The organism is Paenibacillus sp. SAF-068 (assembly GCF_051967555.1).
In the GTDB taxonomy this organism is placed as follows: domain Bacteria; phylum Bacillota; class Bacilli; order Paenibacillales; family Paenibacillaceae; genus Paenibacillus.
This window is the reverse complement of sequence record NZ_JBQCJX010000001.1, coordinates 1222448-1246063: the sequence shown is the minus strand read 5'-3', so window position 1 is coordinate 1246063 and position 23616 is coordinate 1222448. Positions and strand designations below refer to the sequence as shown.

Annotated in this window: 16 protein-coding genes; 6 read left to right on the top strand and 10 right to left on the bottom strand. The window is 46.8% G+C overall.

The features are described 5' to 3' along the window. Window positions 1-27: 27 nt before the first annotated feature. From ACTHPG_RS05575 to ACTHPG_RS05545, 7 genes are all read right to left on the bottom strand, one after another. Entirely contained in the window at window positions 28-1614 is a 1587-nt protein-coding gene (locus ACTHPG_RS05575; RefSeq protein ID WP_440388132.1) for a helix-turn-helix domain-containing protein, read from the bottom strand. Continuing rightward, window positions 1611-3392, bottom strand: coding sequence for a cache domain-containing sensor histidine kinase (locus tag ACTHPG_RS05570; protein WP_440388130.1), 1782 nt, complete (start codon window positions 3390-3392; stop codon window positions 1611-1613). The genes ACTHPG_RS05575 and ACTHPG_RS05570 overlap by 4 nt, the downstream gene beginning before the upstream one ends. Before the next feature lie 30 nt (window positions 3393-3422). Next, window positions 3423-4298: a carbohydrate ABC transporter permease gene (locus tag ACTHPG_RS05565; protein WP_440388129.1), complete on the bottom strand. Its 876-nt coding sequence runs from the start codon at window positions 4296-4298 to the stop codon at window positions 3423-3425. Between the two features lie 15 nt (window positions 4299-4313). Then, on the bottom strand, window positions 4314-5195 hold the full coding sequence (locus ACTHPG_RS05560; RefSeq protein WP_278295830.1) for a carbohydrate ABC transporter permease: 882 nt from the start codon (window positions 5193-5195) through the stop codon (window positions 4314-4316). Between the two features lie 147 nt (window positions 5196-5342). Then, a complete protein-coding gene (locus ACTHPG_RS05555; protein ID WP_440388128.1) occupies window positions 5343-6656 on the bottom strand; it encodes an extracellular solute-binding protein in 1314 nt (437 codons plus the stop codon). A gap of 258 nt (window positions 6657-6914) precedes the next feature. Then, window positions 6915-9002, bottom strand: a complete 2088-nt coding sequence (locus ACTHPG_RS05550; protein WP_440388126.1) for an acyltransferase family protein — start codon at window positions 9000-9002, stop codon at window positions 6915-6917. 574 nt (window positions 9003-9576) lie between these two features. Next, the gene (locus ACTHPG_RS05545) at window positions 9577-10137 is read right to left on the bottom strand and encodes a flavin reductase family protein (protein ID WP_440388125.1); all 561 of its coding nucleotides are present in this window, start codon (window positions 10135-10137) and stop codon (window positions 9577-9579) included. 233 nt (window positions 10138-10370) lie between these two features. On the opposite strand from ACTHPG_RS05545, the gene catA reads away from it, so the two are divergent. Further along, window positions 10371-11018 (top strand): type A chloramphenicol O-acetyltransferase, encoded by a 648-nt coding sequence (gene catA, locus ACTHPG_RS05540; protein WP_440388124.1) that lies wholly within the window; start codon window positions 10371-10373, stop codon window positions 11016-11018. An 81-nt stretch (window positions 11019-11099) separates the two neighbouring features. Here the strand turns inward: catA and ACTHPG_RS05535 are convergent, their stop codons facing one another. Beyond that, window positions 11100-14867: an LAGLIDADG family homing endonuclease gene (locus ACTHPG_RS05535; RefSeq protein ID WP_440388123.1), complete on the bottom strand. Its 3768-nt coding sequence runs from the start codon at window positions 14865-14867 to the stop codon at window positions 11100-11102. 325 nt (window positions 14868-15192) lie between these two features. Between ACTHPG_RS05535 and ACTHPG_RS05530 the strand changes: the two genes are divergently transcribed. From ACTHPG_RS05530 to ACTHPG_RS05520, 3 genes are all read left to right on the top strand, one after another. Further along, a complete protein-coding gene (locus ACTHPG_RS05530) occupies window positions 15193-16956 on the top strand; it encodes a DEAD/DEAH box helicase (protein WP_440388121.1) in 1764 nt (587 codons plus the stop codon). Between the two features lie 3 nt (window positions 16957-16959). Continuing rightward, window positions 16960-18153 (top strand): YqhG family protein, encoded by a 1194-nt coding sequence (locus ACTHPG_RS05525; RefSeq protein ID WP_440388120.1) that lies wholly within the window; start codon window positions 16960-16962, stop codon window positions 18151-18153. A gap of 204 nt (window positions 18154-18357) precedes the next feature. Beyond that, window positions 18358-19314, top strand: coding sequence for a hypothetical protein (locus ACTHPG_RS05520; protein ID WP_440388119.1), 957 nt, complete (start codon window positions 18358-18360; stop codon window positions 19312-19314). A gap of 153 nt (window positions 19315-19467) precedes the next feature. On the opposite strand, the gene ACTHPG_RS05515 is transcribed toward ACTHPG_RS05520, so the two are convergent. Further along, window positions 19468-19686, bottom strand: a complete 219-nt coding sequence (locus tag ACTHPG_RS05515; RefSeq protein ID WP_440388117.1) for a YqzE family protein — start codon at window positions 19684-19686, stop codon at window positions 19468-19470. Window positions 19687-19880: 194 nt separating this feature from the next. Between ACTHPG_RS05515 and ACTHPG_RS05510 the strand changes: the two genes are divergently transcribed. Further along, window positions 19881-20666 carry an N-acetylmuramoyl-L-alanine amidase family protein gene (locus tag ACTHPG_RS05510; protein WP_440388115.1) on the top strand — a complete coding sequence of 262 codons (786 nt, stop codon included), beginning with the start codon at window positions 19881-19883 and terminating at the stop codon, window positions 20664-20666. Here ACTHPG_RS05510 and ACTHPG_RS05505 read toward each other — a convergent pair. Continuing rightward, a complete protein-coding gene (locus ACTHPG_RS05505) occupies window positions 20641-21486 on the bottom strand; it encodes a divergent polysaccharide deacetylase family protein (protein WP_440388114.1) in 846 nt (281 codons plus the stop codon). The two genes, ACTHPG_RS05510 and ACTHPG_RS05505, sit on opposite strands and share 26 nt — an antisense overlap. A 416-nt stretch (window positions 21487-21902) precedes the next feature. Between ACTHPG_RS05505 and ACTHPG_RS05500 the strand changes: the two genes are divergently transcribed. Next, window positions 21903-23597, top strand: coding sequence for a carbohydrate-binding protein (locus ACTHPG_RS05500; protein WP_440388113.1), 1695 nt, complete (start codon window positions 21903-21905; stop codon window positions 23595-23597). Window positions 23598-23616: the final 19 nt, after the last annotated feature.

The window sequence follows — 23616 nt, the reverse complement described above, 5'->3', positions numbered from 1 at the left end:
AAGACATGCTGCCTGGTCTGCTCATTGCTAACTTCCCGAAGGTTTGAATGACAACGCCTCTTCGCGATATTCACTCGGGGTCTTGCCGGTATGTTTTTTGAACAGTCTGCTAAAATATTTCACGTCTTCGTAGCCGCTAATGGCAGCGACTTCACTGACCTTCGCTGGAGACACGGCGAGCATATCCATCGCTCTTCGGATACGCATATCGGTGACAAAATCACCGAAGGTCACACCCATTTCTTTTTTAAACAGTTCACTGAGGTGCCCGGGATGCAAGTGGACATGTCCAGCTACCAGCTGTAAATTAATGTCCTGTGCCAATGATGATTCAATATAACCAATAGCCTTTTGCACATGGGCTGCCTGTCCCTGACCCATCCGACTATGATAGACATGCATCAGACCATACAGATGGTGGAACAGCATATCCCCGAGCTGCGCAGCTTCGGCATCCGGTTCCGGCATCCAAGGTTCGAGTCTTGCGGTTTCTTCACGTCCTGTGGCTCGCATTGTGCGAGTAAGCCAGCGATGACCTGCAATGACCGCTGAGTGCAGACAAGCACTGAATGATTCTGGCGTGACCTCCGGTTCTGTAATCAGATTAGCCACAAGTTCTCGCGTCCATGTCGTTAACGTGACTGAATCATTATCCAGCAATAATGTGCCAAGTGTGGTCTCCTCTTCGTGCGTGAGTACAATTTTACCACCTTGGCGATCCTGAACATGCCCATAATGCCATACTTTATCATCCATCAAACCCCGGTATCGGAATGCAACTGAAGCAGTTCTGTAGCTTTCATGCAGATCTGCATATCCACTCACTGGCAGACCTACCGCCGCACGCAGGGTGCACTTCAGCAATTGCTCCACCCGACGTAATGCACTCTCCAGTCTGAACGCATATTCCTGATCCACAGGCGGCCATGAAACTACACAAATAATTTGCTGTTTCTCTACATGAGCAATGGCACCCGGCAACATATCCTCAAGGGTATTTTGCACCGCGAATCGTAATAGCGCATCCGAGGACCGATCCCAGCCCTCTGCTCGAAGAACAATGACTTGTCTGAGAATCTGTTCATCATCAAAGCCATCAACAGCCTCCTCTAGTCCAGCATCAGACCGCAAACATGAAGGGAACTGGCCCGAAGCCGTGTCACCATCAATGATCCACCCGGCAAATAACCGCTCCCGATTCTCCCGTATAAGCTGTCCTTCTCTGGACTTCTCCGCCCAACGTTCCGCGATTCGCTGCTTGGCCTGTAATACCGTCTTGATGATCTCTTCCGGCTTGCTTGTTTTGAGCAGATAATCTGTAACCCCTTGACGAATCGCCTGCTGCGCATAAGAAAAGTCATCGTATCCGGATAAAATAATGACCTCCAGCTCAGGTAGCAATCTCAGGCCCTCTTCTGCCAGTTCCAGCCCTGATCTGCCTGTCATCCGAATATCCGTCATCAGGATATGTGGACGTTCCTCAGCCATGCGTGTTAACGCCTCCTCTGCCGAGGCAGCAGGTTGAAGAAGTTCAATTCCGAGTTCATGCCAAGCGATAACGCTGGCAAGCCCTGTACGGATAATCACTTCATCATCCACAATTAATAGTCTCATCGCGCACCCTCCAAGATTGGAATGGAAAACGAAATCCGCGTACCGCCCCCAACCCTGCTGTCTACTTCAAGCTGTGCATCCGCTCCATAATGGAGCAGCAGCCTCTCATTCACATTGCAAAGCCCGTAACCGCCTTGGTTTAGCTGTTTTTCCGGCTGTTTTCCCTTCCATTCCCTAATGCTTATTCTTAATTGCTCCAGCCTGTCCGGCTCCATGCCGACACCATCATCCAATACCAGCACATTCATCTGTTCATTATCCGGATCCTTGCGAATCATGATGGTGATGGTACCCACGCCTGCTTTGGGCTGAATGCCATGAATCATGGCGTTCTCAACGAGCGGTTGCAGCAACAACTTCAGCATCATTCGCTTCTCCAATGCTGGATCTACAATGTAATGCAGTACGAATTGATCAGGGAAACGAATGGATTGCACACGCACATAATGTCGGATATGAGCAATCTCTTGTTCCACAGGATAATAATCCTGACCATTGTTTAAGCTGATGCGCAGAAAATCACTCAAGCCCTCAACCATGTCCGCGATCCTCTTCTCTTCAGACATCAAGGCAATCCAGTGAATCGAAGAGAGCGTGTTATACAGGAAGTGCGGATTAATCTGCGCTTGAAGTACCCGAAGATCGGCTTCTTTTTTGCGAGCTTCACCTCGAATAACCTCTTCCTTCAATAACTGAATATGTGCTCCGAGCAGATTGTAACTCTCCCCAAGCCTGCCGATCTCGTCATCGCTTTCAGATCGAAACAGCGGAAGAGGACGTTCCGGGTCAATTCGGGACAGATGTCGGGTAAGCACGCGAAGCGGCCTCGTCACACGCCGCACAGTAAACCAGACCAAGCCTGCACTGATCGCTGCTGACATGGCAACGGCGCACCCGGTCAGAATAAGGATATACCGATTCTCGGACTTATACTGGTCATATGGTACTGTTCCAACTAACGTCCACCCCGTCAATTCTTCCGGATAATAGAGCAACGTCCGTTTTTCCTCACCACTGCCATACGTAGTGGTTCCGTTACCACCATCCTGTATTAACGTTGTGACCCCTGGTTCGAGCCCCTCCAGCTTAAGTCCAAGCCGGGATTTGTCCATTGAAGACAGAATCTCTCCAGAACTGCCGATGAGTTCAAGTCTGCCTTCCCCTCTGCCTAATCCCAGAGCGGCCCATCCCTTGGATATGGCCTTCTCATCCAGACTAATGGCCAACCAGCCGATGGGTTGATAATCATGGATACTGCGAATCGGCCGAACCAATGTGATCACATTCTGTATACCCGCGTAATTCTGCACCGGGTATACTCCCGTCCATTGTTTGACTGCTTCACCACTTGGAACAGAGGGATACGTCAGGTTGGATTCACTGGATTCATACCAGGTAGCGGTCGACAATGTGGCATCAAAGCGTCCAGGGTATATGGCGATGTTGGCGATATATTTTTTGGAAGCAGCCAGATTGGTCATCCTGCCCAGGATATCCACACGGTCCAGTTCATGGTCCTCATTTTGGCTAAGATAGTGTTGGATATCCCGTTCTCCAATCAGGAAAATGGACAGGTTCTCCGCATCTTGCAGCATATAACGAAGATTCGCTTCCACCTGTTTCAACGTATCCATGCCGGACAGTTTTGTTTTTTGCTCTGTAATGCGGGAAGAGATCAGAAAGGCGAACAGACCCAAGGCCAGCAAAGGCACAATCATTGAAGCCGTTACGACAACAGATAGCTTCCTTTGTAACGAAGATGTGAGCCAGCGTGCCAAACGTTTCTCCTCCTCAGGATGCGCTTTCCCTTATCCTTTGACAGCTCCGGCTGTCATGCCTTTCATAACCTGTTCCTGAAATATGAGATACAGGATAATCGTTGGAATAACCGACAGTGTCATGGCAGCAAGGGTTAAACCATAATCCGTCTGATACCCATCCGCAAAGTTCGCAATGGCCAGCGGTAACGTTTTCAATCCGGTTTTGTTGATGAATACAAGCGCAAACGAAAAGTCATTCCACGCATGCAGGAAACTCAGGATCGTAACCGTAGACAACGCAGGTACGGACATGGGTAGCATGATCCGGGTAAACAGCCCCCACAGTCCTGTTCCATCAATAAAAGCGGCCTCTTCAATATCACGTGGAACACTTGTAAGATAAGCAGTAAGCACGAAAATAGCTGTAGGCAATGCAAAAGCCGTATACGGTAATATTAATGCCCAGTACGTATTTAGCAAGGACATCTGTTTCATTAAGATAAATAAAGGGACGAGCGTACTATGGATCGGTATGAGCATACCAATAACAAAGAAGGTCATGATTAACCCTTTCCACCGAAACTGGAAACGGGCCAGGATGAATGAAGCCAGGGCTGCAATAAACAGCGTCAGAATAAGTGATCCCACGGATACAATGAGTGAATTGCCAAAAGCAGTCCCCAACCTGGAGCTTTCCCATGCATTGCTGAAGTTGGCTACATTCCAGTTTTCCGGCAGTCCAAAGGGCCTGCTATAGAAATCTTCATTCGTTTTGAATGCACTAATCACGAGCCAGTAGAACGGATACAATGTTAAAATACCATAGACCGTTAGCAGCGTCCAAACAATTCCGCTGCGAAGGCGGCGAATCGGATGCCCTGAGCCACTTTGTGGTGATGGCATGGATACAGGTGTTACTTGCATGATAGCCCCTCCTCTCTATTGATTCTCTTTTCGTTTGCGACTGGTCGCCCACTGGCTTGTTCCGATCAGCAGCAGGGAGATCAGTACAATGGTTGTTGAGATCGCACTACCGAAACCATACCGGTATGTTGTAAAGGTCGAATTGTACATGTACGTTGCGAGCAGCTCTGTGGCATGTGCCGGACCACCCTTGGTCATGATGTAGACCAGATCGAATGATTTCAGACTACCCGAAATACATAGAATGATCGCAACCTGAACCGTACCCCAGATCATGGGCAGAGAGACCGATACCAGCTTCCGGATTCCTGAAGCCCCATCTATTTTGGCAGCATCATGAATCTCGCCTGGGATATTCTGTAGTGCCGAGATGAAGATAATCAGATACAGCCCCACAAAGCTCCAGAGCAAAGGCGGTACCAATGAGAAAATGGCAATCTTGTCATCGGAAAGCCATTGCAGCTTCCAACTCTCCAGCCCCAGAGCGTCCAGCAGAAAATTCAATATCCCGATCTGCGGATGATAGATATACTGCCAGATCATACCGATAACGACAGTGGATAACACCATCGGCAGAAATACGGCTGAACGCAGAAACCGCTGTAAAGGATTGCTTTTATGCAAGATGACCGCGAGCATCAGTGCTAACGGAATTTGTCCAAATACCGATGCCAACACAAAGATAACGTTATTTTTCAGCGCCCGCCAAAATACAGGATCATGCCAGATCTCCACGTAATTATCCATACCGATATATTTGGATGCGCCGATGCCGGACCAGTTGAAGAAGCCATAGTATGCCGACCATACGACTGGGACAAATACAAACAATGCATAAATGATGACTGCCGGGGCCAGCCCCAGCATAATAAAACGCCGACTTCGCAGTGCGTTCATCTGTTCACTCCCCTTCCATACTTAAAGACCCCTCCCCTGCCGGGAAGGGGTTTTAACGAATAACCAGCCACCGATGTGATGTGATGAAATTCATTGTTTCTTAACGTCAAACTGCACCCTTACAAGTCCTGCCTGTTTGACGCTTGATTACTGACCAACTGCATTGGCTTGAGCCGCCTGAATCTTGGCTGCAATGTCTTCGGCTTTACCGCCCATGAGCAACTCTTGCAATGCATTATTAATAACCTCAACCGTTGCCGATCCCAGCTTGGAATCGTAAACTGGCGTAATCTTCACTTCCTGCATCAGATCATATAACTCAACGAACAATGGATGCGCCTTGGTTTTATCCAGATCGATCTTGTAACTCACCAATGTGCTGCTATCCAATGTGGCCTTCTGACCGTCAGGTCCTGCCAGTGCATAAAACAACTCCATTGCTGCGTCTTTTTGAGCACCAGTCAGCTTTTTGCTTACACCCAACCCGGTTCCTACAACACCAGATGTGGTTCTTGGCTCTCCCTTACCACCGTCTACTGGAGGAAGGATCGTAATATGGGTGTTGTTCAATACCTCTTCAGGTGCATTGTTCACCAGATTAGCCAAGGCCCATCCGCCGTTCATAACCATTGCTGCCTTCCCTTGAAAATAAAGCTGCATCATCTGTGTCTCATCGATACTGTTGAATCCATCCTGAAATGCTTTGGTGTTGCCAAGCTCTTGCATCTTGTTCAGGGCTTCAATAAATTGCGGATCGGTAAAACTTGCACCATCTTGTGCTACCGCTTTCAGGAACCACTCTGTGCCGGTAATCCGGTCAGCCAGTGTACTGAATATCGTCGATTGTGCTACCCAGTTGGCCTTGTTGCCAAGCGCCATGGGAATGACTTTATTTTGATTAAACGTAGCAATGGCTTGTTCCAGTTCCGCCCACGTCTCAGGCACTTTCACGTTGTACTGTTTGAAAAGAGCTTCATTGTAATAAATGAAGGAACTTGGCGCCAGATTCATCGGCACAGAGTAGATATTTCCGTCCACTGTGTACCCATCTAATGCATTCGGAATAAAGTTGTCCTTCCACTCCGGCTTCGCGTCCAGCTCTGCATTGATAGGCTGTAACAGATCCCCTTTTACAAATTCCTTGGTCATCGCATCCGGCCACATCACGAACAGGTCGGGCATCTCGTTGGCAGCTGCGACCGTGCGAAGCCGGGTTTTGAGACCATCTGTAGGCAGGCCTTCATCCACGACTTCAATATCTGGATGCGCTGAGCGAAAATCTTCAATAATTTGGCGCATGGCAACTGCCTTCGCATCCTGTCCGGTCCAGTTGTGCCAGAGAGTGACGGTTACTTTGTCATTGCCACTGCCTCCTTCTGAAGTGTCCCCGCCAGCACAGCCAGCCAGAATAATGGAGAACAATGTTATTGCCAGGAAACCCGAAAGCCATTTTTTCAACATCTCTATAATCCCCCTCGGCGATTTGAATACACTTATTGTAAATGGTAACGCTATCATACCGTAAGGTGACGATCCACGGATGCAGGGGTGAAAAATATCGGTTCCCCTGTTTGGAATTTGCTTTGTTGACTTATTTGTTCATAACAACAAGAAAGAGCCCTCACCATGAGAGCTCTTTCTTGTTGCAGCCGTCGGTAGCTTCAACCCAGGCTATATATAATGAATAAGTGCTAAATCGTATTAAATATGGATTGCGCATTATTGGATACTGTTTTTCACCAGATCTGCAAAAGCTTCCGACCCTTGCGTAGTGAGGTGTACGCCGTCTTTTTCAAAATATTCGTCATGTCCTTCACTCGCACTGTTCCAGTCAATCAACGAGACATTGCTGTATTTGGATGCAGCCTCATTCAAAGCTCTGTTCACCGTTCGTTCCCAAGGACGAGGTACACGCACAGTAACCAGATATACCTGATCCTCATCCTTCAGATAATCAAGCACAGCATTCAAGTTTTTGGAGTTAAAGGAACCATTCGTCCCGAGCTCCAGCACCACTTTGCTGCCCATTTGGTTGTTTTGCTTCAGACCTTCCAATACATCGCCTGCCTGCCACATCTGACGACCGACATGTCCGTCCACGTACACTCCCGATATATTTTGCTCCAGATACGGTTTTGCATCCAAAATCACGGAATCTCCAATGACGGTATAATGAACCTTGCCATCCTTGGTAGGAGGAGCCGTTTCTTCATGTTCCTCCGATGAGTCAGGTGTTTCATCTGTACCATCGGGTGCATTCAATCCAGTGTCGTCCGGAGCGTCATTCTCGTTATTCACGGAGTGATCAGCCGGCTTATCTTCAGACTGACCGCCCTTGTCAGGATTTACTGAACTGTACTGGTCCCCAGGTTTGGAGTCTGGAGTCGACTCTCCTGTCGGCTTCTCATTTTTCCCCGGATTATCTTTTGTTCCTGCTTCCGGTTTATCACTATGAGTAGTATCATTCTTTTGACCTGAACCCGGTGTCGCTGTAATAGCTGGCAAAACATCCTGTCCCTGTTCCTCTGCTACAGAATTCTCTCCATTCAATGTGGTGGACATCGATACGGAATGGGAGTCGGAATTCGCTGCATGTGAGACCATCATCTGGGATACCGTATAGGACAACAGCAGAATCGTCATCAACAGACCTGCCCGCTTCAACCGCACGTTACGTATACCGATCGATGACCGCCCTCTTCCCCATAATCGGGACCAAGAATCACGGAATCCATTGTACCGAATCGGATTTTCAATATACTTAAGGGACAATGAGGCCAGTACAACCGTTGCAGCGACCTGTAAAATGATTCGTACAGGATGTGCTCCTCCCGTATCCACCGCGGGATTCGTTAAAATAATAACAGGATAATGCCACAGATATAATCCGTAGGATCGCTCTCCGATCCAGCGCAATGGCTTCGCTCCAATGAGTCGTGCCAGGAAAGACGATGGGTGAGCCAGCACCGCTACCAGCAACGTTGTTGCTATAGCCTGAAGCACCATGCCCCCTTGATACAGAAATGGATCATATTCACTGCTATTCAGCATCATGTAGATTAACAAAGCAAGTGCTGCTAGTCCCGATACATCGAGTACAAGCCGGTTCATGCCAGGCAGAGAGTTCGACAGCTTGCGGCTAGGCCACACCACGGCAAGTGCAGCACCAGCAAGCAGTGCAAATGCCCGCGTGTCTGTTCCATAATATACACGGCTCGGGTCCAAATCCGGATTATACATGATGGCCATTGCGCCAGCAGACAATTCAGCTGCGACGACAATGAAGACGACCAGCCATCCCTTTCTTTTGAACACGACGATTGCTGCAATAAGCAGAAGTGGCCATATGAGATAAAATTGCTCTTCCACAGCCAGAGACCAGAAATGTCCAAACGGAGATGGCGGGCCAAAACTTTCGAAATAGGAAACGTTATGAAAGATATACCACCAATTGCTTATGTATAATACACCCGAAACGATATCACCCCGAAGTGCAGCGAGCCGGGATGGATCTGAGCAGGCCAGCCAGATCATCACCACAGCTGTCATGGTCAGCATGCCTGGAAGCAAACGTCTTACCCGTCTTACCCAAAAATCACCGAGAGAGATACGTCCATGTTCCTGCCACTGTGACACGAGAATATCGGTAATTAAATATCCAGAGAGTACAAAGAATATACCTACACCGAGCAGTCCGCCCGGAATAAAATCCAAATTCAGATGATACGCGATTACTGCAAGTACAGCGATGGCTCGCAAGCCATCCAGTCCGTTCATATGTCGCTTGGTATTAGACGATTGTGACATGCATGCCCCTCCTTATTACTGTGGGTCAACAACATCGGTGTTGGGGGCATAAAGGAACTCCTGATCGTTCTGGTTGTCATTAACATACGTATTGCACCTTCCATCTTTCATTTACAGCATAAGAAAAGCTCCTGTGTCGAAGCGCTATCCAATGATGCTACACCCTTGATAATTCTGTTATCTTAAAAAAGACGCGTTGCCTGTCCATTAAGTTTTAATCCTTACATATTCTTTATATTGATTCGTGAGTTCACGTTTAGCATTATACGCCCGAAATAAGCCTCATACTTTACAGGAATAGTTACAAACGATTAAACCGATGTAACCTTTCCTGCCAGCTCATATAGCTGTAAAATCATACTCTAATTTTGTCGTTAAATATAGTCCTTTTCATCGAGTGGCTAAAATTACCTGTCCCGCTTGCGCAAACCAGCATACCCACGTATTCAATCATTGAAACAATTGAATTCATAACAAAAGGCTGCCGACTTGCTCAGCAGCCACTATCCATTATAAACCTATGTCAGAGCGGATTGAAAGTTTTGCTCATAATTGCTTCTTCTTGCCTAGGACCCTAGAGGTAGAACGAGTGATTCTTTTCTTCTGTCCTCGCATCCATGATCCGGTATGTTGAGCGCCCGGTGTACATCGGGATTTGCAACTTCTCCAGATCAACCATTCCATTCTCCAGAAAGTATTCCTGATCCTGATATCGTTGCAATACTTCGCCTGCAATCCATTCATGATCACCATATGTCGTAATATCCATAACCTTGCATTCATAAGCAAAATAAGCGTCTGTCAAAATGGGTACACTTACCTTAATTCCTTCCTCATACGGAATGCCGAATCTTGTGAATTTATCCGTATCTCTTCCACTGAATGTTCCCGCAGCTTGAATCCACTCCGATCGATGAGCTGGCAGGAAATGAACACCGAATACGCCACTCTTCTCAATGAGTTCATAGGAGTATGTTTCCTTACGAAGGGAGATGCCATATACGCCTGGAGATGATCCGATATATGTATGCCATCCAGACGCCATCACATTCTGGACTCCCTCATGACGCGAAGTCACCACCGCTACCATTCCCGGATAAGAATAAAATTTGGGTTCTTCTATCGGCTGACGCATCTAATCCCCTCTCTTCTTCGTTATAAAGACCATTTTAATTATAAAGTAAAGAAGCAGGTTGAAAAAGCGCTTTGCAGCAGATTTCGCTATAACCGACCACATTCAGTATCATGTTATAATGAAATGGATCAATTTCTTAAAATACAATACTGGGAATGTGATAGGATATGGTTAAATCAGTCAAATACACCTCCTAAATGAAGGCATTATTCAAATTTAGGAGGTTATAACTTATGTTTGATCCAATCGTGTTAGATCAGTGGGATCGAAAGCCATACTTTGACCACTACTTAAACCATGTCAGATGTACCTACAGCATAACTGCCAATCTTGATATCACGCTATTGATCACCAAACTCAAGCTTAAAGGATTGAAATTCTATCCGGCTCTTATTCATATGATCTCTACGGTTGTCAATGCACACAGAGAATTTCGAACCTGTTTTGATACCAAGGGTAGATTGGGCTACTGGGACGAAATGTCTCCGAGTTATACGATTTTTCATGAGGACGACAAAAGTTTCTCAACGATCTGGACGGCATTCCATGAAGATTTCAAGACGTTCCACAATCGTTATCTGGAAGATATGAAGGATTACAAAGATCACAAACAATTGGTTGCCAAACCCAATGAACCACTGAATACATTCCCCGTTTCCAGTATTCCCTGGGTGAACTTTACGGGATTTAATCTGAATATTTACAATGAGGGAACCTACTTGTTGCCTATCTTCACGATGGGAAAATATAATCAACAAAACGATAAGGTCTATCTTCCCCTATCTGTTCAGTTACACCATGCTGTGTGCGACGGCTATCATGCTGGCGTTCTATTCAATGATCTGCAATCACTTGCAGATTGTTGTCATGAATGGTGTTAGTTAGCTAAATGAAGAAAAGGCATTCCTGACTCTTGATGGAGTCATGGAGCGCCTTTTCTTTTTCTCATGTTCTAGAGATATTTAATTGCATTTACTGTATCCACAGTTGCTGCATGTTCTGCATCCTTCGACATTTATCAGAGATGCTGAGCCGCATGAAGGACATAAATCTCTTGATTCGATAACCGTTTTCTGATTCTCCACTTGTGGATATGCGCTCTTCACTTGGTTCTGTTCTTGTGAAGCTCCCGTTTCATTCACCTGTACATTACTCTGTACATGACTTTCCAATGCTTTGGCGACTGCATCAGCAATGGATTCCACCCGGTTGGCCCCGAAGCCAATCGCGCCCGATCCGCCGATTCCCTTGAGATGTTTGATCAACAGTTCAACCTTGTGCCCGTGATCTCCGTATCGAAGGAACAGAGAACATACTCGACCGAGTGCCTCAGCCATGGCGAACACATCCGATCCCGCTTTGCCCACGTTCAGGAAGATTTCACCCGGCGTTCCCTCCAGATCATTGATCGTAATGTAAGCCATCCCGAATGGTGTATTGATTTTGTATGTCGCACCGCGAAGTACCTGAGGGCGGCTTCTATATTGTTTATCCAGCACTTTGTAAGAGGAAGGGACTTCAACTGAAGTATGGGTTTCACCATCAACCTCGCTACCGAACGCTTCAACACCTGCCTGCCCACCGATATGATTCGGGTTTTCTGTTGCAGATACGATAGTCATCTCTTCAGCTTTCGCCGTGTTCTCATCTTCGGCCTGGGTCACCTCCTTCTTCGACGTGGACAACACCTGCACATCCCTGCTGCCGTCGCGATATATCGTTACTCCCTTGCAACCAAGGTCGAAGGCCAGTTCGTATAGTTCTGCCGTATCCTCCACTGTAAAATCAGCCGGACAGTTGGCCGTCTTCGAGATGGAGCTATCCACCCATTGCTGAATCGCAGCCTGCACCCGGATATGATTCTCAGCCGACAGATCCATCGCCGTCACATAGTAGTCTGGTAAAGCTTCACCCGGATGTTCATCCAGCCAATCTTGTGCAATCGGTACGAACTGTTCATCATAACCCAGACGGCTTTGACGGAAATACTTGAAGGCGAAATACGGCTCAATACCTGTTGATGTGCCAACCATCGTACCTGTACTGCCCGTTGGCGCCTGAGTAATCAGTGTGACATTTCGAATGCCCTGTTTACGAATAGCCTCTCCCACTTCAGGGTACGTCGCAACCATGTTTTTCATGAATCCACTCTGTAAGTACGGTTCAGCTTCGAATGCTGGGAAAGCACCCTTCTCTGCTGCGATCTCTGCTGATGCCAGATAGGCCTCCTTCGCCATGAATCCATACAGTTTATCCAGAAATTCGAGGGATTCAGGACTGCCGTACCTTATACGGAGCTTAATCATCAGCTCTGCCAATCCCATCGTGCCAAGCCCAACCCGGCGTTCACGCTGTTGATTCAGTCTGTTTTCCTCAAAATGATATGGTGTTGCATCGATGACATTGTCCAAAAATCTAGCCGAGATGCGAGTGGTTTCCGCCAGTTCATCCCATGCCACATCATCATTCGTTTCATCGTAGAATTTGGACAGATTGATTGCTGACAGATTACATACACCCCAGCCAGGCAGGCCTTGTTCCCCGCAGTTATGAGCAACAATTCCACCAGCGATCAGGGAGTGAGTCACAGGCTCAGTTATGTCATATACAGTTACTTGCTCTCCCTTTTCTATTTTTTTAACTTTCGACATAAACTTTTCTGATTTTCTAGAAGGTCTGGCGATTCGTTCTAAAGCATCCTGTTTTCTTGTTACATATTTAAAACCAATCTTCTCTTTAAACACAAGTAAATTGTTCCCTGACACGACCAATTCGTAGAAATCATTACTGGAATATGTCCTGTGATCTCCATCTTTTGTTGTGTATTTAAACATGGCTTGTGATGACTTAGGGCGTGCGTAAATAGAGCTGTTGATTCCATAGTTCAGCAAAAGTAGCTGAACACCCTGCAATAGTTTTTTGGAAGATGAAGTCAATCTTGCGGTACGATGCATCTCATCTCTTTTGTATACAGTACCATCCGCACTAAATAAAGCCTGTAAAAAAGCCGTAATGGTTTTTTTAGATGAAGTAAATATCATTTCTGGAACTTCCTTCTCAGGTCCCTTAACTGCCTTCACACCTAATCTTACAATTTCTTCAATCAGCTTTTTGCGCCACCAATACACTTGTTTTATTCCATTCGTTCTTTGATATACTTTTGCTCTTACGCCTGATATTTTTTCTCCAGCATCAATCAACCGTGGAATAACTTCCTCATCCTCTGCACCAAAAACCATACCAACTTCACCACGCTTAGAGACCCAACCATCTCCGGTTAACCATCCCAGGAAAAGTCCCCATTCCTCTCCTAGCTGATCTTCCTTGGCAAAAGCTCCTTCGGCCGATTGGATATAGATATAGTCTTCGGAGGTCAAGTCTTTAGCTTGTTTCCAACCTGAATTAGTATATAACTGATGGTCAGATGTCACGCTAATTTCCAATCCATTTTGAAGGTAAATTGTTAACGTCTCTTTTATTCCGGTTGGATAAACGCTTGCTGTTCTCAAATGCAATCCCGGAATTTCATATGATCTGCCACCTACAATCTTTGCCTGCTCAACAAGACGATGATCTGTTCCAACTAGAAATGATTTGCCTGCTGTCCGGTTGTATAGTTCTTCTATTGTTATAAGTCCGTATTCAGTTGTAATTCTGGTCTTTGGATGAAAACAAGGATTAGTACAGATAATCGGATTGAAGTACCAGCTGTTGGACATCTGGTTATAGTACTCCATGAAAACCACACCAGGCTCTGCCGATTTCCAGGCTGATTCAATAATGGTATGCCAGATATCGCGAGCCTTCAGTGTACGATAGTGCACCACCGCATGACCTGCGGCTTTCCATTGCTGCATATCTCCGTTCCACTCCGTGTCATAGTCTGGATCATTCGTATCGGGGAAAACCAAATCCCAATCTGCGTCCTGCTTGACAGCCTCCATAAATGCATTGCTCACACATACAGACAGATTGGCATTGGTCACCTGACCCATCGTTTGTTTCACGGTAATAAAATCAAGTACATCCGGATGCCAGTCATTCATCATCAGCATGAGTGCACCCCGGCGGCTTCCGCCCTGTTCAATCAGTCCTGTCGTATAACTGAACAATCCGCCCCACGATACGGAACCGCTGGATGATCCGTTGACACCTTTCACTACCGCTCGGCGAGGACGCAAAGAGGACAAATTAATGCCCACACCTCCCCCACGTGCCATAATCTCCGTCATCTCGGTCAAGGTCTTCATGATGCCACCCCGACTGTCCTGCGGAGACGGAATGACATAACAATTAAAGAGTGTCAGCTCATCGCTTGCACCCGCGCCCGCAGCAATGCGCCCTCCGGGTACTAACTTCCAATCTTCCAACACGGAGCGGAACTTGGACTCCCACATTGCCCGCTGATCTGCTGTAGATTCAACAGAAGCCATGGCTTTGGCCAGCCGGTTCCACATCTCTTCCGGTGTTTTTTCTATGTTGAGTGTCAGTTTCTCCACGTTTGTCTCGATGATCTCTCCGCTTCGAGTCCTGACTTGTACGAGCTGACCCTGACGTTCTGTGATTTCGCCCACTTCCTTGGTTGGGAACTTGGGATCATCCTTTGTTAATACCAATACCACATCTCCGACCTTGGCATGATTCGAATCAGCGTCCTTCCAGGCGTATCGGTCCAGAAATATTTTTTCGCTCAGTCCTTCTAATTGGTACGATCGTTGGTTTGATTTCATCGCTACGTTCAACCTCCCCGAATAACGCTCCATTTTCACTATTAGAGTAAATTATGATGAAACACCACATATAGTGATACAAACCAAGTATATTACACCATATATTGATTTTCCATGCGACTTTTATCATATTCCATCTTCATAAACTCCCCATACTCAGACAAGCTTCTTCACACACTCTCAGACTCACGCATACAAAACCTGTGAATTTTTTGGGACAGAAAAAATATGTGCTTCAACTTACATAGTTATGAACTCAGTCTCATTCGTCCATACTATTACCTACGAATAAAACGTCATCACGTATGGCAGGGGAGGAAGCATCATGAACCGGAAAAACCCGCATCACACGAATCAACCTGTAGCCGAGCTGCCCGTTCCACTTGAATTTGATCGAAGCTGGATCAATCAGTTGGAATCAAGATTGGATAAAGGAGGCCCTTGGGGGGATTACCGACTCTTTCAACTGGGCATTCAGGCCGAAGAGACCAATCTGATTCCCAATTTTGACGAAATTCAGTGTTTGAAGCATCTACAAGGCCTTACTCCACTTCCTCATCAGATGGACACTGCACGCAGAGTATTATTTGAAATGTCGGGCCGGGCCATTCTCGCCGATGAGGTGGGACTTGGCAAAACCATTGAAGCCGGTCTCATTCTGAAAGAATATATGGTTCGGGGTCTCGTATCCAAGGTACTTATTCTTGTACCTGCGTCTCTTGTACTGCAATGGGTACGGGAATTGAATTCGAAGTTTGGCATCCCTGCTATTGCCCAGAAAAAAGCTTATTCCTGGCAGAATGAAGTGGTGGTCGCTTCCATGGATACAGCCAAACGTGATCCGCATAAAGATATGCTGCTGAATACCGATTACGACATGATTATTATTGATGAGGCTCATAAACTCAAAAACAAGAAAACAACCAACTATCAATTCATGCTGAAATTGCGAAAGAAGTATTGTCTGTTGCTCACAGCCACACCTGTGCAGAACGATATGAGCGAGTTGTTCAATCTCATCAACCTGCTGAAACCCGGTCAATTGGGTCGTCAGGGTGACTTTGCGGCCAACTTTGTCGTAGACAAGCGGGTTCCGAAGAATCAGGAACAGCTTAAGAACGAGTTATCCAAAGTCATGATTCGTAACCGTCGCGGCGAAGGCCCCGTTCAATTTACCAAACGGAACGTCTCCAACGTGAATCTGCAACTATCGCCCGAAGAACAAGCGCTTTATGATGGCGTAACATCCTTTGTTAAAGACCAGTATCAGGAAGCTGGCGGCAACCTCAGCAGCATGCTCTCCTTGGTTACATTGCAGCGTGAAGTGTGCAGCAGTCGGGATGCTGTATTCGTGACGCTCGTCAACCTGTCGAAGAAACTTCCGCTGGACTCGCCCCTTCGGGACAAGATTTGGGAACTCGTTGCTCATATTAAAGCGATCAAGGAAAATACCAAAGCCGAGAAAACGATGGAACTGATTCGGAACATGAATGAAAAAGTAATTATCTTCACCGAATACCGGGCCACGCAAGAGTATCTGCTTAACTATTTCCGCAACAACGGGCTTACGGCTGTACCCTATCGGGGCGGCATGAATCGAGGCAAAAAAGACTGGATGATGGATCTCTTCCGCGGGCGTGTACAGGCCATGATTGCAACCGAAGCGGGTGGCGAGGGCATAAATCTGCAATTTTGCCATCATATGATCAACTTCGATCTCCCTTGGAACCCTATGCGCGTAGAGCAGCGAATCGGTCGGGTACACCGGCTGGGACAACAAAATGATGTGAACATTTTCAACCTATCCACGATCGGAACCATAGAGGAACATATTTTGAACCTGCTGCATGAGAAGATCAACATGTTTGAGATGGTGATCGGCGGGCTGGATGTCATTCTGGAACGCCTGGAGAAGAAGGAATCCATTGAGAAAAGCCTGTATAAAATCATGTTGGAATCACAAAATGATGAAGATATTCGCCGTAAAATGGATTCACTTGGACAATCGCTGAATTCCATTCAACGTGAGGTTGCCGATGAAGGCCCTGCTGTATCCGGGTTGTTAGATCTTCGCAAAGGAGGTAGCTGACCCATGACCATGTCTCCCCATGAAGTGCAGGCTTATGTTCTCACCTATCTGGAAGCCCTCGATTGTCAGATCATGGAGCGTTCCCCTGCCCATGTTACAGTCAAACTTTCACCTGAGGCGGACAAAGCGCTGACCAATCGCCCTTATTATTGGGGGTTTGTGGAGCGAACCGGAGCCCCTGCTGAGACGATGTCCTTTACATTTATATTTGATCCTGACAGTTATCAACAGATCACGGAAGCAGCGGAAGCCAAAGCTGCGCAAGCCACACCTCCGGTTGTACCTAACCCTGCTGGAACGAATGGTGTAACCAACGGCAGTCCTCAAGGCGAGCCACCAAAAGAAACCATTCTAGGCCGTTACTTCGGGATCACCCCATCCTTGCCACAGCTGGGACCAGGACGGATATTGCGTGAAGAAGTGGTGTACGGCAGTCGCAGACTGCAGCAGATTTTCGGCGCAGCACGTGAAGGCGGTGCCTTCGTGAACCTGTTCGAACAGGCTGCCAAACGGCAATTGCGTGCTACAGCGCCAGCCGTATATGAGCCTTGGCTTGGTGTGTGCTTCAAGGTGGAATTCGCCTGTGATTTGAAACGGGAGGAATTGCATTTTCTTGGCATCTCCCTACGCTCGGGTGAAATTATAGAAAAATTCGGCACCAAGCTGAATCGACGTGATCTAAGTCCGAGGCTTGCCGAGAACATGCATGTGCAGACAGCTAAAGTTTCGTTGGTTGATGCCGGGGCTGCTTTGGAATCTCATTTGACGAACCGCTTGCTGGAACTCGATTATGACTGGGCTGAGAAAGCCCAAGAGCGGCTTGATCTGGAGCTGGACGTGTTGGACACATATTATGAAGCGGTACTCCGGGAAGATATGCCTGAGGTGCAGCCAACGGGTAATACAGACTCCGGCACGGATAATGTCCATTCTAACCGTGCGACACCTGTACCTCTGAAAAGAGTTCTGGATATAACTGAAGCTAAACCCATTGGAGCAGATGTAGAATTGGCTGCAGAGGCCATAGTGCCGATCGACACCGAGACAGAAGCCGAAGAAGAGAAAGCCAAACAGGCAGTAATGGATCGTGAAGCAATGAAACTGCAGTATGAGACACGCCGAACCGAGATGATCTGGCAATATGAACCCAAAGTGAAAGTGACTGCCATTAGCAGCGGCATGTTTCACTTAAGATAGACGAAGACACTACTTTTCCTGCAAATGCTGGCAAAAGTAGTGTTTATTCATGATCAGCTGCCCGACAGGTTGCGGCAACCTTTGCATTGCCTGTCCCCTAGAATAAAAATAGGATCCGCTCAGGTAACGGATAAATGAAAAGTAGGTGTAAATTTGAAACGATTCTTTCATATGTGTTGGAACAACACTCGGAGAACAACCTGTATGACCTTGGGCATACTCAGTTGTCTTGTCCTATTCTCTTTCTGGTCTATAGCCAATGCTGAGGAACCCAAAACGTCTTTACCGTCTCTCGCATTATCCCCAGAACATCGTCCTACACATCATGCATTCCAGAATGACAAGTCAGCTCCCGCTGCTGTACAACGGTTTGCAGAGCAACAAGCTGTTACACTCAGTACGAATAACGCCGAAGCTAATTGGAAGAACGCTGACCTCGATTTCTACCCTCTGGGGCCGGGTACACATAGCTGGATGGTGCAAGCTGCATTTGAGGGCAAACCCATTGGATATATGATTATTACCGCCACAGAACAGGGACAGATGATGCTTAGCGAATACGGTCAAGGAGAACAGTCACCATACAACTATGAACTTCTTGGACAAGCCCTGAATCAACAACATGTGGAACTTGAGGCGTTACTCGCTGGCGGCGGAGAGCTTCATCTTGGTTACGCTCTTCCCCTGCTGGCATATTGGAAAGTGGAACAACCTAATCATCCCGCACTTTATATTGATGCTACGAACGGAGATGTACTACCACCTCAGTTACTGAACCTGCTGGAGGCTGATTCCAAACAAGTCTCTGCGAGCCAAACTCATTTAAGCCCAGCTCCATCTGGTTCAGTCGATCCCCTTCATCTGCGACCAGTCTTCAATCCGGATGACAATCTGTTGTGGATTACCTCCAAGCCTGTTGCAGCCGACCGGGTACAAGATGTGATACAACACGTTGAGATTCAAGAGATTGTTTTCTCAGCGGATGATCGTAACGTCATATACGGTGGTCCTCTCCCCGTTAGCGGTTATCAGCTATGGCATACAGAACAGGAGGAAGAATCCATTCTATATGTAGCGTTAGGTGGAAAAACATCCATTCAACGTTTTGTGCCTTTGAGCACATTACAACAAGACGGTCAGTTTTACATTTTAAAGCCATAACAGTCAGCTAACTCCATAGATCTTTCAAATAACGTTAAGACAATCAAACAACCACAACAAATAAGACGCCTTCCCATGTAATAAGGGATTGCGTCTTTTGGTTTTACAATAGGCAAGTCTTGAAACTTGCCAAGTGAAATAGGTAAGCGATCGTTACCTTTTGCCTGAAGAACTTCGTTTATGGGACGGTGTATCCAATTCCTTTTCCTTTTTTCCTACCCACAGGGATACAGCGAACGGAATCATACCAAACCATTTCATTGCCCACGGCTCTTTCCTTTTGGCCCGCTCTTTCCGCTCATCCTTGGGTGTATCGATATAATGAACAACACGCTGCGTAATATATTTTACCAACTCATCACTTTTGGCCATAACATCTGCCTCCTTTGCTCCTCCACGTTCGCGGAGCTTACGATAGTTCTATTGTGCGCAGGATGTGTAATCGTTAAACATTTTTTTATTGAAAGGGGTATGAAAAACCTTAGAATGCACAGTCTAATGCCAAAGGTATCCATACAGCCATGAATCTGCATCCGATACCTATTTCATGAAGGGTTGTGTATCCCATGTATAAGCTGCTGACCGCTTCGTTAGCCTTGCTGATCAGCTTCCATTGCCTTCCCATGCTGCCCCATGTTGCTTATAGAAAAGCAGCCCATTTTGATTTTGCCGTATCCCAAAGTTCAGATCATTCCACCCCGTCCCAGAACAGTCCATCCATGTTGCCGGTGACCGATGGTGATGCTTACCGTTCAAGTCATCATGCCTTTGCAGCACCCGTGATCCTGCTCGATGTCGGCCATGGCGGTATTGATGGTGGTACGTCAGCCCAAGGTGTTCTGGAAAAAGATATCAACCTGGCCATTAGCCAAAAGGTCTATCTCCTGCTTCGCAGCAAAGGGTATGCCGTGATCATCAATCGACTTGGTGATTATGCACTTAGTGATGAGAACCGCTGGCTGAACAGCCGCTCCCGTCATACTAGGGATCTTGCCCAACGCAAGAGCCTTAGCGAAGAAGTAAGTACAGATATCGTAGTCAGCATCCATGCGAACTGGAGTCCCCGATCAGCTTCACATGGCCCGGTGGTATTGCACCAGAAGGAAGGCAGGAGTTATTTGCTGGCCCAATCCATTCAGGACGCCATGAACCAATTGTTCGGAACGGAGCACGGGGTCGTGTGGGGCAAGCCCTTTTATTTATTGAATTACGTGAAGCAACCTGCTGTCATTGTCGAAACCGGATTTTTGAGCAATGCCGAAGATCGAGCAAGAATGAGTGATCCCGTTGAGCAAAAACGAATCGCAGAGTCTATTGCGAGCGGCATTATTTATTATCTGTCGGTAGTGTAGGAGCAGACCCAGACTGCCATTGCCACACATCTCGAACCAGATCACCGATTCCTACAAACTCAACCTGCCCCTGCAGACGGGAGACGGATTCACGAATCACTGCGGAGGTGTTCAACCCCGTATGTCCGACATGACCAATGACAACACATATATTCTTGTCGATGGATCGCTGAGCTGCCAGATCCATTTGCTTGCGAATGTGTTGCTTGGAGTTTTGATCATCCAGGAAAATGTCATTACCTACAGGCGGCATATTCTTGGATATGGCAAGTTCCCCCACCACGGAGCGAAAGTTCGTACGGCTATCGACAAAGAAGAGGCCCCGCTCTTTGCATACATCGAGCACAATTGACATGATACGTTTGTCCGAAGTAATTTTGGAACCCATATGATTGTTCATGCCAATCGCGTAGGGTACATCATCAATCGCTTTCTCCACGCGTGAGCGGACTTCTTCGTCTGTCAGATTGGATGTGATGGCACCCGGGCCCAGCCATTCAGGTCTTCCTTTTTTAGGTTCCATGGGCATGTGCACAATCACATCCATCCCTTTTTCGTGTGCAGCTATTGCATCTTTCTTCGTTGTCTGCAAAAAAGGCATGACCGCTACCGTTAATTTAACTGGCATCGCCAGAATCTCTGACGTACCCTTCATGTCATTACCAACATCATCGATGATAATCCCTAACCGTTTGTGATTCGATGAGGAGTCTGAAGCTGCAGCTATTGGCCCTCCTGCCGTTATGCCTGCACAAACCACAATCAACAATGCCATGCAACCTGCAATGAATCGATAATGTCTTCTCTTTTCCTTCATCATGATTCCCTCCCCGTAAGTTTCTGTGATCTCATTGTTTGATAATGAAGGGAGTAATATGTAAGCCAAAGCCTTCCTTTATAACAAGCCCCCTCCCGCCGCTGGAGACCTGCATCTTGAGGCAACAACGCCATCATCCCCTCGTTTTCACCTTTACATTCACACAAGAACTGTCATTGAACCGCATAAAAAAGAGATTAATTAGAAAAAATACTGTAATTTGTCAGGTTTTCAAGGTAGACATTATTTAGTAGAATCAACAAATGAAAGACGTTAATACTTTTTTTATTTCTTTCCTATGATTTGCGAAAGGAGGTTTTGAAAGGGTTTACATGAAATAAATACCAGACTATCAGCTCTTCTTATTGTTATCCCTGGTCGCGGTTTCTCCATGTAACCATTTACCATTATTGAGGAGGATGAAAATAGTGAAATTCAAATTCAAAAAAACGATCAATGTTTTATTGGCCTGTTTAACAGCTCTGCCCCTCATGTTAAGTCCTACACAAGTTTCGGCGGCAAGTGATGCCAACATTAATTTGTCCTCGGAAAAACAACTGATCAAGGGCTTTGGTGGCATTAACCTCCCTGCCTGGATTGGTGATCTGACGCCTGCTCAACGTGAAACTGCTTTCGGTAACGACCAGAATCAGTTAGGCTTTTCAATTCTCAGAATCTACGTCGATCCCGATTCCAATAACTGGTATCGTGAAGTTGCCACAGCCAAACGGGCTATTGAAAAGGGGGCGATCGTATTCGCATCCCCGTGGAATCCTCCAAGTAGCATGGTTGAAACATTCAACCGTAATGGGGATACAAATGCCAAACGTCTGAAATACGACAAATATGCCGCATATGCGCAACATCTGAACGACTTTGTAACCTACATGAAAAATAACGGTGTAGATCTGTATGCCATTTCTGTGCAGAATGAACCGGATTATGCCCATGACTGGACCTGGTGGACTCCACAAGAGATCCTTCGATTCATGAAGGAAAATGCCGGTTCCATTCAAGGTACCAAAGTCATGGCGCCTGAATCCTTCCAATACTTAAAGAACATATCCGACCCAATCCTGAATGATCCGCAGGCCCTTGCCAACATGGACATTCTGGGAGCACACACGTACGGAACCCAGATTTCGAATTTTGCGTACCCTCTCTTTAAGCAAAAAGGAGCTGGTAAAGAACTGTGGATGACTGAGGTATACGTTCCGAACAGTGATAACAATTCAGCAGACCGCTGGCCTGAAGCACTGGACGTTTCCTATCACATGCACAATGCCATGGTAGAAGGTGATTTCCAAGCTTATGTGTGGTGGTACATCCGCAGACAGTATGGTCCGATGAAAGAGGACGGTACTATAAGCAAACGCGGGTATAACATGGCCCACTTCTCCAAATTTGTACGTCCTGGCTATCTCAGAGTGGATGCAACCAAAAACCCGGATACAAACACATTTGTTTCTGCCTACAAAGGGGATAACAAGGTCGTTGTCGTAGCAATTAACCGTGGAACTTCAGCCACAAGCCAAAAATTCGTTCTGCAGAATGGTAATGCCTCCACGGTGTCCTCATGGGTTACGGACAGCAGTCGCAACCTGGCAAGCGGGGCCTCGCTTACCGTATCCAATGGAGCCTTTACGGCACAACTCCCGGCTCAGAGCGTAACAACATTTGTTGCCAATATTACTGGCGGGAATAACGGCGGAAATACAGGCAGTGGCACTACGTATGAAGCAGAGACCGGAACGACACTTACGGAAGCTGCCATTGAAACGATCTATCCTGGTTACACTGGTTCCGGGTATGTCAACTTCAATGCAATGACTGGTTCAGCCATTCAATGGAACGCTATTAACAACACGATTACAGGCACCAAAAACGTAAAGTTTCGTTATGCGCTGGAAAGCGGAACCCGTAACCTCGACATTTTTGTTAACGGAACCAAAGTCATCAGCAACGAGCCCTTTCCGGCAACGGGAAGCTGGTCCACATGGATTGAAAAAACAATTCAGGTCCCCATGAACACGGGGACCAATACCTTGAAAGTTGTTACGACGGGAACAGAAGGACCGAATGTTGACAGCATTAATGTTACCGCAGCACAATAAATATCAAAAATGCAAACAA